This is a genomic window from Achromobacter sp. ESBL13, assembly GCF_036668755.1.
In the GTDB taxonomy this organism is placed as follows: Bacteria; Pseudomonadota; Gammaproteobacteria; order Burkholderiales; family Burkholderiaceae_B; genus Achromobacter.
On record NZ_JAZEVT010000004.1, the window covers coordinates 100,122 to 116,924 of the forward strand.

Below are 16,803 nucleotides of genomic sequence, written 5' to 3' on the forward strand. Positions count from 1 at the left end.
GGAGGCCGTGCAAGGAAAGCGGGACTTAGAAGTCCATGCCGCCCATGCCGCCCATGCCACCCGGCATGGCCGGGGCAGCGGGCTTGTCTTCGGCCAGTTCGACCACGGCGGCTTCAGCCGTCAGCAACAGGCTGGCGACGGAGGCAGCGTTTTGCAGGGCGGTGCGGGTCACCTTGGTGGGATCCAGAACGCCTTGCTCGACCAGGTCGGTGTACTCGCCGGTTGCGGCGTTGTAGCCGTAGTTGCCCTTGCCGTTCAGCACGTTGCTGACCACGACGCTGGCTTCTTCGCCGGCGTTCGTGACGATGGTGCGCAGCGGCTCTTCCACAGCACGCAGGATCAGCTTGATACCGGCGTTCTGGTCAGGCGTGTCGCCCTTCAGTTCAGCAATGGCTTGCTTGGCGCGCAGCAGTGCAACACCGCCACCAGCCACAACGCCTTCTTCCACTGCGGCGCGGGTAGCGTGCAGGGCGTCTTCGACGCGAGCCTTCTTTTCCTTCATTTCGACTTCGGTGGCAGCGCCAACGCGAATCACGGCAACGCCGCCGGCCAGCTTGGCCACGCGTTCTTGCAGCTTTTCACGGTCGTAGTCGGACGTGGCTTCTTCGATCTGGACACGGACTTGCTTGACGCGAGCCTCGATCGACTTGCTGTCGCCAGCGCCGTCGATGATCGTCGTGTTTTCCTTGCCCACTTCGATGCGCTTGGCTTGGCCCAGTTCAGCCAGGCCGGCCTTTTCCAGCGACATGCCGGTTTCTTCGGAGATCACCGTGCCGCCCGTCAGGATGGCGATGTCTTCCAGCATGGCCTTGCGGCGGTCGCCGAAGCCCGGAGCCTTGACGGCGGTGGTCTTCAGGATGCCACGGATGTTGTTCACAACCAGGGTGGCCAGCGCTTCGCCTTCGACGTCTTCTGCAATGATCAGCAGGGGACGGCTCGACTTGGCAACTTGTTCCAGCACGGGCAGCAGGTCACGGATGTTGCTGATCTTCTTGTCGAAAATCAGGACATACGGATCTTCCAGCACGGCAACTTGCTTTTCCGGGCTGTTGATGAAGTAGGGCGACAGGTAGCCGCGGTCGAATTGCATGCCTTCGACGACGTCCAGCTCGTTTTCCAGCGACTTGCCGTCTTCGACGGTGATGACGCCTTCCTTGCCAACCTTGTCCATCGCGTCAGCGATGATCTGGCCGATGGAGGCATCGCTGTTGGCCGAGATGGAACCGACTTGAGCGATTTCCTTGCTGGTCGTGACCGGCTTGGATTGCTTCTTCAGTTCAGCCACGGCAGCGGCGACAGCCTTGTCGATGCCGCGCTTCAGGTCGATCGGGTTGAAACCGGCGGCAACGTACTTCAGGCCTTCCATGACGATGGCTTGAGCCAGCACGGTGGCGGTCGTGGTGCCGTCACCGGCGTTGTCGGAGGTCTTGGAGGCAACGTCCTTGACCAGTTGTGCGCCGATGTTCTCGAACTTGTCCTTCAGTTCGATTTCCTTGGCGACGGACACGCCGTCCTTGGTCACGGTCGGGGCGCCGAACGAGCGCTCCAGCACGACGTTGCGACCCTTGGGGCCCAGGGTGGTCTTAACAGCGTTGGCGAGAACATTCACGCCGCGGACGATACGCACACGGGCGTCGTCACCGAACAATACTTGCTTGGCAGCCATTTCTTAGCTTCCTTCCAAAATTCGTTTGAGGCGGGATTTACTGAACCACGGCGAGGATTTCGTCCTCGCGGATGACGAGCAGTTCTTCGCCATCAACCTTCACGGACTGGCCGGCATACTTGCCGAACAGAACCTTGTCGCCAGCCTTCAGGTCGACCGGCAGGATCTTGCCGTCTTCGGTCTTCTTGCCGGGGCCGACGGCCACGACTTCGCCCTGATCAGGCTTTTCTGCGGCGCTGTCGGGGATGACGATGCCCGAGGCAGTCTTGCGCTCGTTTTCGAGGCGTTTGACGATCACGCGATCGCCCAGGGGACGCAAGGCCATGAGGAACTCCTGTTTACTTGATTGAAAGTGAATGATCGGTTAGCCCCGGGAGGGCTGTTAGCACTCACCGGTGTCGAGTGCTAATTATAGGGATGATGTTGCAGGGTTCAAGGGGGGGAGGGGCGGCTGTTACATATTTGGGGGCGGGGGGCGTCGCAAGTGAGTGTCAAACGCCGCCGAACCTGGGATTTGCGTCATGCGGATCGAGATTAAATAAAACGTGTCAGCCCAAAGCAGATCAGGCACTTGGGTCGATTTCAGCCCCAAAGGTACTTAGCCCCGAGTCCGGTTTTTTGAGAATCTCTTGGCACCGGGTCGTCAGGGGTGAGCGGTAGGCTTGACCGGCTTTCAGAGAACTTCCGCTTTCGACCCGAAGCAGTCCTTCGACTCTCCCGAAAGCAGTCATTCGATTAGAGGCTCATCGAAAGGAAGAGACGCTTTCCTTGGCTCGTCGCTTCCCGAGCAAACTTAGACAAAGCTTCAACAACCGGCTCGATGGCCGGACCATCGGCGCCCATGTGCACCATTTCGTCGTGTTTGGCCCAGACAGCAGATATGCCTGGAATGGCTTCTGACTGCGCGGCTGAAAGCCTGCGCACAAAGTCCTCAGGGAACTCGAAGACCCATCGCTCTTGCGTGTGCGCACGAAGGTGCTTTTCGCCTTCAAATTCTGTGGCGGTCGTTCCGCCGAGCGCGGACCATAGTCCGGCCAGCACCATGTTGTCCAACGCTTTGAACTTCAAGATTGGCCAGTTGGCCGACTCGCCAGAGAGAATCGCGGGGATGTCTTCAGTCGAGGCAACCAGGATATCTGTAAGCATGTTCAGTGAACCCTAATTTGTTCGGATGGTAGTGCCATCGCATTCGACCCGAAGTGGGATGTGCGGGCACGCTGACTGTGTCTGAATGGCGTCTGCGTTCAGAGGGCAAGATAGCATCCGGCAAGCGACGGGCGTTATTCGCGCGACACGAGGGGTGTCAGATGCCCACAACGCAAGCCGGCATTGCGATCCTGGCGAATAGCGATGCCCTGCGCGCACCTAAATTCCGGTACTACCCCTCTGGCACGAATAGCGCTTGAATGCGTTTTACACACCATACGGACCCCGATCTCCCGCGACCGTTCCTGGCCGGGAGCTGGCCTTCGCGGCGATCCGCGGCGACTCAGAAAGTCATGTCGATCCTGGCCAGGCCCACTGCATGCCGCCGTATGCGATTCGAACTATCGAGCAGCCTCTTGCAATATCCAATCCATGAACATGCTCACCTCGGTCCGCTCAGTCGCCCCTGGCCGCGTCACTACGTAGTAGGCAAATCTTGCCGGCCACGGTTTGTCCAGCACTTGTACGAGCCGTCCCGCCGCGATTTCATCTTCGGCGTAGGCTTGCGGGATCAATGCCAAGCCCTGGCCGGTCTCCGCCGCGCGGATAAGCAAAAAATCATCGTCAAATGCGCTGCCGCGCTCTGCGCGTGCATCTTCGACGCCACCATGCGCCTTCAGCCAGAGCGGCCAATCGGCCCGATCAGAATCGTGCAACAGAGGATAGTTCAGGCAATCCTGCGTCTCGCGGATGACGGCCTGGTGGGTGTGAAGAAATTCCGCTGAGGCCACAGGAATCAAAGCCGGAGCCATAAGCGGTTTGACATCCAGACCGGGATAATCCCCAAGCCCATGGCGCACGGCCACATCCACACGATCACGGTGCAGATTCACCAACTCAGACGTCGCTTCCACGCGGATTTCGACTTCAGGATGCAAACGCTTGAAATGCCCGAGCCTGGGTACGAGCCAGGACGCGGCAAATGTGGCGACCGTGCTTACCGTCAGGCTCATTCTCTTCTTGGTCGCCTCCAGAGCATGTACCGCGTGGTCGATCTGACGAAACGCATCTGACACTTTCGCGTGGAAGCTGGTACCGGCGTCAGTCAAGCGCATGCCGAGGCGCTCGCGCGTCAGCAAAACAACACCCAGTCGGTCTTCGAGCAATCGAATCTGTTGGCTGACTGCGCCCGGAGTCACATGCAGGGCCTGCGCGGCAGCCTTGACGGTGCCCCGATGTCCAACTTCCACGAACGTGCGTAGCGCCTGTAAAGGGTAGTTCATTAGGATTTTAGTTTTGCTAAATATGGGGAGGAGAAATTATCGCTTCAGACGACCAGCTTTATAGATGAGAATTTGAGGTCGGCGTTATTTCTCAATTTAGTTTATCTATAAATATCATGTTGCATCTCTATACCGACAGCTCGCCTAATGGCTTCAAGGCCACCATCGCGCTTGAAGAGCTTTCCTTGCCCTATCGCCTCCACCATGTGCGTATTGATGAGGGTGAGCATCGCCGGGCAGACTTTCTCGCGCTCAATCCCCATGGTCGTATCCCTGTGCTGACGGATAGCGATACCGGGATAGAACTTTTCGAGTCGGCAGCGATCCTGCTTTATCTGGCCGAGAAGACAGGAAAGCTGCTGCCCTCCGATTTGCGTTCGCGCTGGGAGGCGATCAAGTGGTTGCAGTTCCATGCATCCAGTGTGGGTCCAATGCTGGGCCAACGTGTGCACTTCGAACTATTCGCGCCAGAGGCCTCGGCCTCGTCCATCGACCGATATCGCCACCTCACGGAAGAGGCGTTTTCCGTGCTGGATCGTGTCCTTTCAGGGCGCCGCTATCTCGCCGGCCAAGACTATTCCATTGCCGACATCGCCCATTTCGGCTGGATGCACATCGCGCGGATTGTCGGTTTCGACTTCAGCCGGCACCTTCACCTGAGCGCGTGGCATGAGCGCGTTGCGGATCGGCCTGCGGTGCGCGCGGGCATTACGTTGCCAGCTCCGGCTACAAGCGCATGAACCCAATGTTGAAATCCATGAACGAAACCAGCTCCTTCCCGCAGAAGGCCGGCGCCCCGCTCGCCTCGTTTCACTCGCACGCCGGATACCGCCGTATGTTTGCGCCGGACAGTCTGACGGTTGGCGTCTTCCTGCCGCTTCGACGGTATGAAGGAAACATGAAGGCGCTCGCTGGCCAAGCCGATTTAGTCACTGAAATCGACAGGCATGGCTTCGCTGCTGTGTGGGTGCGGGACGTGCCCTTGTTCGACCCGTCTTTTGGCGACGCGGGGCAGGTATTCGATCCCTTTACCTATCTTGCGTTTCTCGCCGCGCGAACCAAGAACGTGTCGCTTGCAACGGGCAGTGCCGTCCTCTCCTTGCGCCATCCCATCGACCTGGCCAAGGCGGCCGCGACTATCGATCAGCTTTCGGGTGGCCGCCTGGTTATGGGCGTGGCATCCGGCGATAGGCCGATAGAATTCCCCGCTTATGGGTTGGAACACGCGCGTCGGGCAGAGCGCTTCGCGCAGGGGATCGGCTACATACGCCAACTCATGCATACGGGACTCTTGGAGATTGATTCCCCGCTGGGAAGCTTTTCGGGCGCCGAGTTCCTTCCCAAGCCCGTCGTCGGCACCATTCCCATGATGGTGACGGGCTCGTCGGGCCAATCGCTTGCATGGATCGCCGAGCACGCAGATGGCTGGCTGACGTACCCCAATTCGACCCACGATGCTATCGGCCCTCAACATCTGTCGGAAAAAATCCGTGCCTGGCGTGCACTCATCCCCGGCGGGGCGTTCCGCCCGCATATGACCAACGAATGGATCGATCTGGTAGATGATCCTGATTATCCTCGCACGCCCTTACACGGCGGCTACGTCCTGCGCACAGGGCGCAAGGGGCTGATTGCGCTTTTGGAGACCTGGCAGGCGGCGGGAGTGAACCATGCAGCGCTGGGAATACAGTTTTCACAGCGCGCGCCGGCAGACGTCCTGCAGGAGCTGTCGGAGGACGTGCTGCCACGGTTTCCATCGCATCAAGGCGTGCCGTCCTCTGCTGTTGGATGGTGAGAGGAGACACGCGCTTTCTGCCCATCGTCGTTGCTCACCTTTTCCAACAACGCTGGCACCATCGCGCATGCCGTAGATCGCTTGCTGGGCCTGTAAACAAGAGTCGCGCAACCGATGCACGGAGCAATTCTGCCCAACGTTGATGCGGTCCTGCATTCGGTGTCAATGTGGCGGGGCACGCTCCGTGGAATCAGGGCAGGGGAAAGGCTGGGAAAGCAACGCCCTTGGCAACCGTTGCTGCATCGGCGGATCATTGAAATAACACTATTATCATTTATGATCCGGCCTCCTTCGCAGTCCGTTCCCGACAGTGCCGACCCCTCCGCCGCCCGATAGCTGGCTCGTCAAGTATGCGACGATGTTTCGCGACTGGACGCGTCGCTGCGAGCATCGCCAGGAGGCCGAACATGCGTTGCAGGATGCCGCGCTCGGCATGCTCAAGCGAGAAGGCGCCGCGCTGGCCGATCCGTGTGCCTATCTCTATCAAGCCAGCCGCAACAACCTGGCAAGCGGTCTGCGCAAGCTCAGCCAACGCGCCGCCGTGCCGCTACATGATCTGGTCGATCACGAACATCCGGCGCTCGACGACGCTTTGGCGCAGTTGCCAGAGAAGTGCCGGCAGGCCTATATCTGGCACCGCCTCGACGGTCTGACCCAACCTGAAATCGCGGATGGGGCTGTCCGTCAATAGCGTCGAACACTATACGGCGCTCCGCGCAACTGGATGCTGACGGTGCGCGGCACGTACTGATTACGGATCGGGGCAGAACGATGGACAACGGTACACACGAAGCAGCGTTTTGGGCATCACGTTACGGCAACCAGCGAGCGCCCGAGAATGTCATTTGGAATGAGGTAACCCGGCAGCAGGTTGCCAATAAGTCGGTGAGGACCTTTTCGAATAAGTTACGTGACGTGGTGACAAAGCGAGGCCGAAAGCCGTCGATTGCCGTCCCCTTATTTGCTCACTGGCGTCCAGAGGTGATCGCGAACCGGTTGAGTCAGTACATTCAACGTAAAATGTCAGGCCGCCAGCCTCTACATGCTTCCCATATGAACCTTGAACGACTTCGTCGAGAGTTTCCCGACTTCGACATCACAACCCTGCCGCCCCTTCCCGAAGGGTATGTCGACGCATCGAGCTATATCGATGCAGCTCCCTCGTTCGAGAACAAGGAGCGCGGGCTAAAGGTGTATGTCGACTACGCCGACTACGCCGACCGCGAATCCGGCCGAAGCCAGCGCTTCTGTGTTTCGCGTTACGACGAGGAAGCCGGCGACTTCGAGGACGTTGCCCTGTCGACTAACGATTGGGCCGAAGTCACGCGCTTCCTGACCGCCTGACCGTCCTCGTCAGCGCCGCTCGAACTTGGGCGCGCGCTTTTCTTCGAATGCTCTTCGGCCTTCCTTGGCGTCGGCGGTGGCGAAGCAGATCGCTTGCAGGTCGCGCTCGTATTCCACTGCCTTCTCCAGCGGCATCGACAGCGCGGCGCGCAGGTTGACGCGTGCCGTCTCGGCCGCGATAGGCGCGCGTGAGGCGATGGTGGCGGCAAGGGCTTGGGCGCGGTTGCGCAACTGCTCCTGTGGCACCACCTCGCTCACCAAGCCCCAGGCCAGCGCCTGCTCGGCGCGGATGGGGTCGCCGGTCAGCACCATCAGCGCGGCGTTGCTCGGGCCGACCGCATGGACCAGCTGCGCCGTCATGCCGCCGCCGCCAATCCAGCCCAGCTTGATCTCGGGCGCGCCCAGGCGCGCGTTGTCCGAGGCGATGCGGATATCGCAGGCCAACGCCATTTCCAGGCCGCCGCCGAAGGTATAGCCGTTGATCGCCGCCACCGTGGGCTTCTTCAACATGCGCACGCAGTCGCAGTAGTCAAGCCGATTGCGAAAATCCCAGGGCGTGGCGTAGCGGTCCAGCTCGGTAATGTCCGAGCCGGCGCAGAAGGCCTTGGGACCCGCGCCGGTCAGGATCACCGCGCGCACCTGCGAGTCGGTGTTGCATTGCCCTACCGCCGCGATCAGCAGGTCGGCCATCTCGGGCGTCATCGCGTTCAGCTTCTCGGGACGATTGAGTTCGATGATGGCGACATGGCCATCGATACTGAGATTGACGAGTGCGATCACGTCGGAATCCTTAGGTTGCGGTGTGCTTGAAGGCGGCGGCCAGGCTGGCCTGGAAGCGCTGCGTCAGGCCGCGCGCCAATGACTGGGAAGATGCGCGGGCGGCGACGCCGTCACGCAGGAACTGCGAGGCCTGTGTCTGGAAGGCAATGTAGCCATCGTGCCTTGGCCGGATCGAGGCAGCTTCAAGCGTGCGGGCCGTGTTGGCATAGAAGTTGCCGCTGGCCGCGTTCACGTTCGCGTCGGCCCAGCTGTCGCGATGGCTTGGCTGCCCTTCGTGCTGCGGAATGAAGCGGCTTTGGGTATCGGCGGCAAGCAACCACAGCAGATGCGCGCGCAACTCCGGCCCCACGATGCAGCGCCGTGATATCGCAATGCCGGTGCCACCGAGGATCGAGCCGGGCCTGCCCGCTTCAGCCTCGGGCGCATCGCGGAACGTAAGCGGTTTCGCCACCGCGCTGGTGGCGTAGTTCACATAGCCATAGACCAGCGGGCAGAGCACGATGTCATCGCGCGAGCTCATGTGGCCGAGCAGCGCAATCGGGTTGTAAGCCAGCGCCTGCGCGGGTGTAAGCCGCGCCAATTCGCCAAGCACATCGCACGCGTCGGCAAGCGTCGCCTCGTCGTGCCAAGCGCCGTGCGGGCGCAAGTCGGTATCGGGCGCGATGGCGGCCGCGATCGACAGCAGTGACAGGAACGGGTGCGGACCGCCCCAGCTGAGCGCGACCGCGCCGCTGCGTTGCGACAGCGCCAGCACCTCGCGCCAGGTGCGCGGCACGGCGCCGTCAAGCCGGTCGGCGCGCGTGGCCATGACCTGGGTGGCGGCGTCCAGCGGCAGCGCCCATTGGCGGTCGGCCATGCGATAGCTGTCGTACGACAGCCCGATGCTGTCCCGCGCGATCCGCGCCAGCTCGTCGGGCGCGAACACGGTGTCTAGCGCTTGCAGGCAATCGTGCGCCAGGGCCTCGCCCAGATGGGGATGGTCCAGCACCACCAGGTCATAACGGGCGCACAGTTCGGCGATGGGCGCCGATTCAAAGCCTTCAAGCGACTGCTTGTCCCAGTGCACAAGCGGCGTGCGTGCGGTGGCGGCGCGCAGGGCATTGAAGCCGCGCGGATGGTCCCAGGTAAGGCCGCGGTAGGGCAGGGCGCGCTCGCTCATTCCGAGGTTCCACGCAGCACCGCGCCCGAGGCCGCATGCGCGGCGATCTCGTCGGCGCTGAAGCCAAAATCGCGCAGCACTTCGTCGGTGTGTTGGCCGGTAAGCGGTGCGCCGCGCAGCACCTGGCTTGGCGTCTTGGAAAAGCGGATCGGAAAACCCGGTGTCTTGATCCGGCCTTCGGTCGGATGCTCGTACTCGACAAAGGTGCCGTTGTGCGCGATTTGCGGATCTTCCACCAGATCGGCGTATCCATAGACGGGGCTGCACCAGATGCCGGCGGCATCCAGCTTGGCGAACCAGTCGGCCGTCGAGGCCTTGGCAAGCGTGTCGCGCACCAGCGCATAAATCTCGTCGCGCTTCTCCCAACCGTCGCGCTCGTCGGTGTACTGCCCCAGGCGCGGCTCTTCGGTCACGCGCGCCAGCACTTTCATGTCGGGCATGGCAAGCGCCAGATAGCCATCGCTTGTCGCGAAGGTGCCATAGGGGGCGCGGATGTACACGTGGGCATGCGGCTCGGCACTGCGCACCTGCGGCTTGTGCCCCACGGTGTAGACCGAGAGCTCCTGCATCTGGATCGTGGTGATTGCATCCAGCATGTTGACCTCGACCTTCTGGCCTTCGCCGGTGCGTTCGCGGTGCAGCAGGGCGGCCAGCACGCCTTCGAAGGCGCAATACGCGGTGACGGCGTCGACCACATACTGGCCTGCCGCGCGTGGCGCTTCGCCCGCACGGCCCGACGACAGCATGGCGCCCGACATCGCCTGCAACAGCAGGTCCTGGCCGGGGCGCGTGGCATAGGGGCCGTCTTCGCCGAAGCCCGACATCGATACATAGATCAGGCGCGGGTTCAGCGCCGACAGGGTCTCGTAGTCAACGCCCAGACGGCCGGCGACGCCCGGGCGGTAGTTCTGGATAAACACATCGGCCTGCGCCGCGAGCTTCTGGATGATCTCTTTGCCGCCGGCACTCTTCAGATCGATCGCCAGCGAGCGCTTGTTGCGGTTCAGCGAGAGAAAGGACACGTTGATCTTGTTGCCCGTGATGCCGCCGGCAGGCGCGTGCCGCTGCCATTCGCCGGTGGGCGGCTCGATCTTGATCACGTCGGCGCCCAGGTCGCCCAGGCGCTGCGCCGCGAAAGGCCCCGCCATGGCGATGGAGCAGTCCAGAACCTTGTAGCCAGAAAGAATACTCATGCTTCTACCCTTTGCGTGCGCCGATGCGCCTCAATGCATGACCCAGCCGCCGTCAACCGCCAGCGTCTGTCCGGAAATGAAACCCGCCTCGTCCGAGGCAAGGAAAACGATGGCCGCCGCGATGTCACCTGCGTGGCCGCGGCGCTTCACCGACTGGCGTTCAAGCACCATGCGGTTGTAGCCCTCGGGATCAGGGTGGATCTTCTCGGCGTCGGTGGGAAACGCGCCCGGCGAGATGGCGTTGACCGTGATGCCCCACTTGCCGAACTCGCGGGCGAATGCGCGCGTGGCGCCCACCATCGCGCCCTTGGATTGCACGTAGGGCAGCAGGTTTTCCCAGCCGCCGGACAGCGTGATCGACGAGATGTTGATGACGCGGCCCCATTGCTGCTGGCGCATGCCCGGCAGCGCCGCGCGGATGATCTGAATCGCCGCCTCCACGTTCACGCGGTGCACGCGCGCCAGCTCTGCGTCGCTGTATTCCTCGAAGGGGCGCGACGGGTAGATCGCCGCGTTGTTGATGACCACATCGATCGGGCCCTGGGCGGTCAGCTGCTCAAGCTGCGATTGCAGCGCGCCCGCGTCCGCGAGATCGGCCTGCACGATGTGAAGGTGGTCGGAAAGCCGCGCCGGCACGGTGCTGCGCAAGCGATCGATATGCCCGGCGTGGTTGTCCAGCGCGATCACGCGGGCGCCCGCTTCCAGCAGCGCAAGCGTGGTGTCCACACCGAAGCCGCCCGCCGCGCCTGTGACCAAAACGCGACGGCCTTGCAAAGAGAAGCGCGCGCTCATGTGCGCCCCGCGATGGGCGCGAAGCGCCCCGACAACGACGGATAATCGGCCTCGGGCTGCACCGCGATCGCGCGGATGCGTGCTTCGCATGCCGCGATATCGGCGGGCGAGCCCAACACGCTGAACGTGGTGTCGTAGCGGCGCTCTTGCCCATGCTCAAGCCAGATGAGCTCGTTGCGCTCACGGGCCGCGCCCTGGCCCAGCACATGGTTGGTCGACGGCTCGATGCCCATCGCATACTGGCCCGATTGCAGGTTCTGCCATTGATACTGGCAAGGGAATTGATGCTTGAAGGTGCTGACCTGCATGCCCAGCCCCAGCTTATCGTTCACCAGGGCCACCGGGACGCTACCGTCGGCGGAGGCGGCCATCTCGTGCTGCCACACCTGCTCATGAAAGCCCAGTTGCGGCGCCGGCATGCGGCGGTAGCCCACGCCCTGCTTGCGGTAGGTTTGCTCGTGCGCGGCCCACACCACATCGCGGATCGGCGCCAGATAGCGCGAGTCGGCGTCCAGCACCGGATAGCCCAGGTTGATGTGATAGCAAAGCATGTGCGGCGTGCGGTAGAAACCGCGGTTCACCACGCGATCCGACAGTTTGATGTCGTTGGTGCCCACCTCGATCTCGATACGGCGGTGCAGCTCCAGGTGCTCTCCGAACACGGTGCCCTGGCTCACGACGCCCTCTGCCCACAGCACGCAGCGATCGCCGTCCCAGCGTTCGCCGTAGCCGGTCAGGCGCGCCGGAATGGTGCCCACGCGGCCATGGATGGATTGCTTGGCGGTCTTGCGCGGGCCATACACATAGTTGTCGGCCGGTGCGTCGTACATGAATAGAATGTGGTCCAGTCCGCACGTGATCATGAGGCCCGAGAACGAGCGCATCCAGCCCAATCCGCCTTCGCCTTCATAGTCATGCAGGCCGGGATGGCGGTAGCCCGACGGCGACTGCCATCCCATGGCGAAGCCGCGGTATTCGCAATCGGCGATGTCCATCGCGCGATCCACCAGCACCGTAAAACGCAGGCCCGTGCCGCTGCGGAACTCCAGCATGCGGATACCGCGCTCCAACCCGTCGTCCAGCGTCATCAGGCGTACGCCGGCAAACTGCGCAAGCTGCCCGGTGCGCGCCTCCACGTCGCGGCGCGTCATCCAGGTTCCGTAAATGTCAGGCATGAGTTCTCCCTGGCAAAGGCGCGGGTGCGCGGTTGCCGGTGTCGGTGTTCAGAATCGTGTTCGCGGCGCGCCACGGGCCTAATGGAATGGTGCGTCGCGGTGCGCCGCTGTTGCGCCAGGCGGACTACAGGCCGTTCGCGCGCAGCCGCTCGTCCAGGAAGCGCTTGGCGCGCGGCACGTCGTCTTCGGTCAAGTGCTCGATGATGATGGGAATGTTGGGATGCTTCTTCGCCAGGCGCTGAAGGTAAAGGTCGTAATTGAGCGCGCCCAGGCCCGGTGCCGGCAGCTCGATCTCGCCCACGCCACGGAAGGTATGGCTTTCGGCCGCGCCCTCGTCACCAATGTCGCTGTGCTTTTCCGACTTGTCATCGCCCGAACGCTTCACGTCCTTGGCATGCGCGATGCAGATTTTGTCGGAAAGCGCGTCGAACACCTGATTGAGCGTGCGGTCCATCTGGTCGATGTTGTGCGCTTCGAAGTAGTTCGTCGGGTCCATCAAGAGGCCAAGGCCAGGGTGATCCACCTCGGCGAACATGCGCAGCGTTTCCTCTACGGATCCCACCACGTTGTTCACATAGGTCTCAAGCAAAAACACCGCGCCATGGTCATAGGCATGTTGCGACAGCTCGGCGATCACCGCGCGGCACTGGTCCCAGCCTTCCTCGGTCTTGTTCCTGGGGTGATGCACCCAGTCGCTGTCGGTGGCGAACGTACCGGTTTCCGAGATCACGTAAGGCGAACCCAGCTGGCGCGCGTGCGTAAGGATCTCTTTCAGATAGCCGTTGCGGCGTTGGCGCTCGGCGGGATCGGGATGAACGATATTGGTGTAGGCCGAGATGCAGGACACCGGCAGGTTGTAGTGGCGGAAGGTGTCGCGGATCTGCGCGCATTTCTGCGCGGTCAGCTGCCCCGGGCCGAGCTCCATGTCCTTGAAATGCAGGTCCAGCTGCACGGTGTTGAAGCCATGCGAGCGGATCACCTTGGCGGTGCGCTCCAGCTCATAGGGAAAGTAACCCGAGAAGATTCCGGTCTGGATCATGATGCTTGTCTCCGTCTGTTTTTTCTGTCTGGTTATTCAACAGCCGGCAGCCGTACTGTGCGGCCTTCGGCGATGGACGTATACGCGGCCTCGACCAGCGCCATCGTGCGTACGTTGTCGGTGACGCTCAACGCAGGCTCGGTGCCGCTGGCCAGCGCGTACTGCAACTGCTCCATCACGCCGATGAAGGCATGCGGAAACCACATCGTGTCCCACGTGGGGGTTATCCAACGCCCGTCGGTATGGCCCTGGGCCGCGCGCGAGGCGTAGCTCAGGGTCGACGGCTCGCCGGTGGGCCAGCCGATGGTGCCGCGCGCGACGCCCTCGGTGCCTTCCACGCGCCAGCGGATGTGCTGGTCGTCGGGGTATCCCTCGGCTCGCGGGCCGGCCCACACATCTTCAAGCGACAGCGCAAGCAGGCCGTTGTCAAAGCGTAGCGTCGTGCTGACCAGCCCATCCTGATGCGCGAACTCGGTGCGCGGATCGGGGCGGGTGATGCTGGTGATCTCGGTGGGCTCGCCAAACAGATAACGCAGGGCATCGAGGTGATGCACGCTCATGTTCGAGAGCGTCAGCCGCTCATAGCCGCGCAAGAAATCCTGCCAGTGCGGGATGGCGTGCATGTCGATCTGCGCGAACACCGGGGTGCCCAGCACGCCCTGGTCAAGCAGTTGTTTGAGCGTGCGCATCGATTGGTCGTAGCGCATGTTCTGGTTGACCGACAGGATCTTGCCGGCGGCCCGCGCCTCGTCGCGCAAGGCGCGCGCTTCGTCCAGCGAAAGGGCAAGCGGCTTTTGCGCCAGCACGCCGCGCACGTGCGGGGCGCGCAAGGCGGCGCGAATCAGAGCGGGCTGCTGGTCGGGCGGATACGCGATGTCCACGATATCGATCCGCGGATCGGCGATCAGGGACAGCGGATTCTCATGCACTAGCGGGATGCCGTAGCGTTCGGCGACCGCGGCCGCTTTGCCGCGGGTACGCGATGCAATCGCCGCCACCGTGAAGCCGGCCTGCTGGTACGCCGCCAGATGGCACTCGGCCATGATCATGCCGGCGCCGATGCAGCCGATGCGAAAGCGCCGTTCCCGAATGGGCGGGTCGGGCACCAGGGTAGGGTGCGACATGTGCTCCTCCTGCCGGCTTGGTATGCACTGTCGACTGCCTGGCATCCTGCCGTGCGGTGTTTGATGTTATTGAGCCGCGATAATCACATCAAAACAATCAGGGGTAAAGGTGGATGGCGCTTCCTGGGCAGCAACATTACCTTTTTGATCCAGAATGATTGCAAATGATGGGTTATGATCGCCCCGCTACCATCGTCCTGATGGTGTCTTGAGAGCCTGATCCCGCATGCGCCCCACCATTTCCCTCATTGCCCGTGAAGCCGGCATGTCCACCGCCACCGTGGACCGGGTGCTGAACGACCGCGACGGCGTGCGCGGCAAGACCCGCGACCGCGTGCTGGCAATCGCCAATCGCCTCGGCTACTTCGTCCAGGGCGCCGATGCCGCCAGCCAGGATGTGCGGGTCGATTTCGTGTTGCCCGCCGGCACCAACAGCTTCATGACCGCGTTGGGCCGGCACCTGCTGGAAGAAGCCGCCACCCGCCCCGATGTGCGGGCCCGCCTGCATCTGATCGAGGGATTCGACGCCAATAAGCTTGCGCAAAAGCTGTACGAGCTGCGCGAGCAGACGCAGGCCGTGGGCCTGGTCGGGCTGGACCACCCACAAGTGCGCGACGCCATCATGGCGCTGCGCGACAGCGGCGTGCATGTGAGCACCCTGGTGTCGGACATTCCGATCTCGGCGCGCCTGGGCTATGTGGGTATCGACAACCGCGCCGCGGGCCGTCTGGCCGCGCTGTTGCTGGGCCGGTTTCTGCCACAGCACACGGAGCGTAGGGTCGCGGTGTTCGTGGGGTCACTGGCGTATCGCGGCCACGAAGAACGCGAGATGGGCTTTCGCTCGCTGCTGAGCGAAGAGTTCCCGCACCTGCGCATCGCCCACATTCTGGAAATCGGTGACGACCGCGACCGCGCCTTTGCCGTCACGCAGGACCTGCTGCGCAAAGAGCCGCCGCACGCGATTTACAACATCGGCGCCGGCAATCAAGGCATCGCGCGGGCACTGAAAGAGGCGCGGCCGGCTAAGGCGCGGCCGGCTGAGGCGCGGCCGGCCGAGGGGTGGGCAAGCGAGGCCCGTTCGAGTCAGGCAGCCTCCGCCCAGCGCATTGTCTTCGTGGGCCACGACCTCACGGAAGCCACGCGCCGCCTGTTGCTGGATCGCACCATGGACGCCGTGATCGACCAGAACCCGCGCGTCGAGGCGCGCGAGATCGTCAAGCTGCTGGTGGCGGCCGTGAAGGGCGCGCCCGAACCCAGCTACCTGCCGCGGCTTCAGGTCATCTTTCGGGAAAATATTCCAGAGCCGTGATGGCTGCGCAGCGGCGCGCAAGGCAGGGGCCGGGGCCGGGGCCGGCGATTTTCCTTCAATGATCTTCGACACCAGACGAACGCCGGTCTACAGAAACCCTATCCATCTGCCCGCTACCAGGCAGCCCGTCCATAGCAGCAGCGAGACGGCGGCCTGGCAGCGCAGCGCGCCGGACGGGCGGCCGCCTTGTAAAACCTTTCCCCATGCCGCGCTCCGGCGCACCAGCCAGGCGTTGATCGCCCCCGCGCCCAACAGGCCCATCTTCACCACGAATGCCGGGTTTTCCAGGTATTCCTGCGCCCGCACGGTGAACAGCGTGGCGCCGGTCAGCACGGCCAGCGCAAGGCCGAACGCGGCGGTGCGCGCCAGCACAGGCGCCAGAAGCGCCAAGGAAGTGGGCTTGAGAACGCCCAGCAGCCGCAGGTCCAGCGGAATGATAGAACCGATCAGCACGCCAATAGCCCCGATATGGGCGGCGTTGACCAGTAGATAAAGCGTTCCTGACCGTCGCAGCCACAGCGCCGGGGGCAAGGCCGAAAGCTGTTCCAGCGCCAGCCGAAGCAGTTCAGGCATGGCTGAAAGCCGTGGCGTTCAAGGCTTCTTGATGCGGCTGGGATAGATGTCGTAAGTCTTGCCGCCCACCATGATCTGGACGGCCTTCATGCGCTTGTTGCCGGCGTCCTGGTCGCGGTTGCCGATGGCGGTGATGGCGTCGCCGGGTTTGGCGGAATTCTCGACGAATCCTGCCTCCTTCGTCTGGGTGGGATTGCCCAGTTCGACCACCCAGATACCGTCATCGGCCCGCACCTTCAACGTGGGATGGGGCGGCGCGACCTGCACCTGCTCGACCGTGCCTTGCAAGGTCATCTGTTCGGATTCCGCCCATGACCAGCCGTGATGCGCCATGGCCGCGGGGGCCACCGCCCACAGCGCGGATAGCGCCAGCCCTGCCAATAACGCGCGCTTCGATAGCTTCATGTCGATGCTCCTGGGTTGCG

Annotated in this window: 18 protein-coding genes; 5 read left to right on the forward strand and 13 right to left on the reverse strand. The window is 62.9% G+C overall.

Annotated elements, in window-relative coordinates:
- Window positions 1–25: 25 nt before the first annotated feature.
- The 4 genes from groL to V6F88_RS17335 all read right to left on the reverse strand — a co-directional run bounded on the left by groL (window position 26) and on the right by V6F88_RS17335 (window position 4,095).
- Window positions 26–1,666, reverse strand: coding sequence for a chaperonin GroEL (groL, locus tag V6F88_RS17320; RefSeq protein ID WP_332610988.1), 1,641 nt, complete (start codon window positions 1,664–1,666; stop codon window positions 26–28).
- A 37-nt stretch (window positions 1,667–1,703) separates the two neighbouring features.
- Window positions 1,704–1,991, reverse strand: a complete 288-nt coding sequence (groES, locus tag V6F88_RS17325) for a co-chaperone GroES (RefSeq protein ID WP_006221616.1) — start codon at window positions 1,989–1,991, stop codon at window positions 1,704–1,706.
- Window positions 1,992–2,401: 410 nt separating this feature from the next.
- Window positions 2,402–2,812: a hypothetical protein gene (locus V6F88_RS17330; protein WP_332610989.1), complete on the reverse strand. Its 411-nt coding sequence runs from the start codon at window positions 2,810–2,812 to the stop codon at window positions 2,402–2,404.
- Window positions 2,813–3,213: 401 nt separating this feature from the next.
- The gene (locus V6F88_RS17335; protein WP_332610990.1) at window positions 3,214–4,095 is read right to left on the reverse strand and encodes a LysR substrate-binding domain-containing protein; all 882 of its coding nucleotides are present in this window, start codon (window positions 4,093–4,095) and stop codon (window positions 3,214–3,216) included.
- Between the two features lie 116 nt (window positions 4,096–4,211).
- Between V6F88_RS17335 and V6F88_RS17340 the strand changes: the two genes are divergently transcribed.
- The 4 genes from V6F88_RS17340 to V6F88_RS17355 all read left to right on the forward strand — a co-directional run bounded on the left by V6F88_RS17340 (window position 4,212) and on the right by V6F88_RS17355 (window position 7,234).
- Entirely contained in the window at window positions 4,212–4,835 is a 624-nt protein-coding gene (locus tag V6F88_RS17340) for a glutathione S-transferase family protein (RefSeq protein WP_332610991.1), read from the forward strand.
- Window positions 4,836–4,930: 95 nt separating this feature from the next.
- Window positions 4,931–5,890 (forward strand): LLM class oxidoreductase, encoded by a 960-nt coding sequence (locus tag V6F88_RS17345; protein ID WP_442880349.1) that lies wholly within the window; start codon window positions 4,931–4,933, stop codon window positions 5,888–5,890.
- Between the two features lie 358 nt (window positions 5,891–6,248).
- Window positions 6,249–6,581 (forward strand): RNA polymerase sigma factor, encoded by a 333-nt coding sequence (locus V6F88_RS17350; protein ID WP_332610993.1) that lies wholly within the window; start codon window positions 6,249–6,251, stop codon window positions 6,579–6,581.
- An 80-nt stretch (window positions 6,582–6,661) separates the two neighbouring features.
- Complete coding sequence (locus V6F88_RS17355) at window positions 6,662–7,234, forward strand: hypothetical protein (protein WP_332610995.1); 573 nt, start codon at window positions 6,662–6,664, stop codon at window positions 7,232–7,234.
- Between the two features lie 9 nt (window positions 7,235–7,243).
- Here the strand turns inward: V6F88_RS17355 and V6F88_RS17360 are convergent, their stop codons facing one another.
- The 7 genes from V6F88_RS17360 to V6F88_RS17390 all read right to left on the reverse strand — a co-directional run bounded on the left by V6F88_RS17360 (window position 7,244) and on the right by V6F88_RS17390 (window position 14,496).
- Window positions 7,244–8,014 (reverse strand): enoyl-CoA hydratase/isomerase family protein, encoded by a 771-nt coding sequence (locus V6F88_RS17360; protein WP_332610996.1) that lies wholly within the window; start codon window positions 8,012–8,014, stop codon window positions 7,244–7,246.
- Between the two features lie 10 nt (window positions 8,015–8,024).
- Window positions 8,025–9,173 (reverse strand): hypothetical protein, encoded by a 1,149-nt coding sequence (locus V6F88_RS17365; protein ID WP_332610997.1) that lies wholly within the window; start codon window positions 9,171–9,173, stop codon window positions 8,025–8,027.
- A complete protein-coding gene (locus V6F88_RS17370; protein ID WP_332610998.1) occupies window positions 9,170–10,366 on the reverse strand; it encodes a CaiB/BaiF CoA transferase family protein in 1,197 nt (398 codons plus the stop codon). Before V6F88_RS17370 ends, V6F88_RS17365 begins: the two co-directional genes overlap by 4 nt.
- Before the next feature lie 30 nt (window positions 10,367–10,396).
- On the reverse strand, window positions 10,397–11,158 hold the full coding sequence (locus V6F88_RS17375) for an SDR family NAD(P)-dependent oxidoreductase (protein ID WP_332610999.1): 762 nt from the start codon (window positions 11,156–11,158) through the stop codon (window positions 10,397–10,399).
- Entirely contained in the window at window positions 11,155–12,333 is a 1,179-nt protein-coding gene (locus tag V6F88_RS17380; RefSeq protein WP_332611000.1) for an aldose 1-epimerase family protein, read from the reverse strand. Before V6F88_RS17380 ends, V6F88_RS17375 begins: the two co-directional genes overlap by 4 nt.
- A gap of 124 nt (window positions 12,334–12,457) precedes the next feature.
- Window positions 12,458–13,372: a sugar phosphate isomerase/epimerase family protein gene (locus V6F88_RS17385; protein ID WP_332611002.1), complete on the reverse strand. Its 915-nt coding sequence runs from the start codon at window positions 13,370–13,372 to the stop codon at window positions 12,458–12,460.
- Window positions 13,373–13,404: 32 nt separating this feature from the next.
- Window positions 13,405–14,496: a Gfo/Idh/MocA family protein gene (locus V6F88_RS17390; RefSeq protein ID WP_332611003.1), complete on the reverse strand. Its 1,092-nt coding sequence runs from the start codon at window positions 14,494–14,496 to the stop codon at window positions 13,405–13,407.
- Between the two features lie 226 nt (window positions 14,497–14,722).
- Here V6F88_RS17390 and V6F88_RS17395 point away from each other — a divergent pair, with 226 nt between their 5' ends.
- Window positions 14,723–15,805, forward strand: coding sequence for a LacI family DNA-binding transcriptional regulator (locus tag V6F88_RS17395; protein WP_332611004.1), 1,083 nt, complete (start codon window positions 14,723–14,725; stop codon window positions 15,803–15,805).
- Window positions 15,806–15,892: 87 nt separating this feature from the next.
- On the opposite strand, the gene V6F88_RS17400 is transcribed toward V6F88_RS17395, so the two are convergent.
- Both V6F88_RS17400 and V6F88_RS17405 read right to left on the reverse strand, forming a co-directional pair.
- Window positions 15,893–16,378 (reverse strand): DUF6644 family protein, encoded by a 486-nt coding sequence (locus V6F88_RS17400; protein WP_332611005.1) that lies wholly within the window; start codon window positions 16,376–16,378, stop codon window positions 15,893–15,895.
- 18 nt (window positions 16,379–16,396) lie between these two features.
- Window positions 16,397–16,783 (reverse strand): DUF6152 family protein, encoded by a 387-nt coding sequence (locus tag V6F88_RS17405; protein WP_332611006.1) that lies wholly within the window; start codon window positions 16,781–16,783, stop codon window positions 16,397–16,399.
- Window positions 16,784–16,803: the final 20 nt, after the last annotated feature.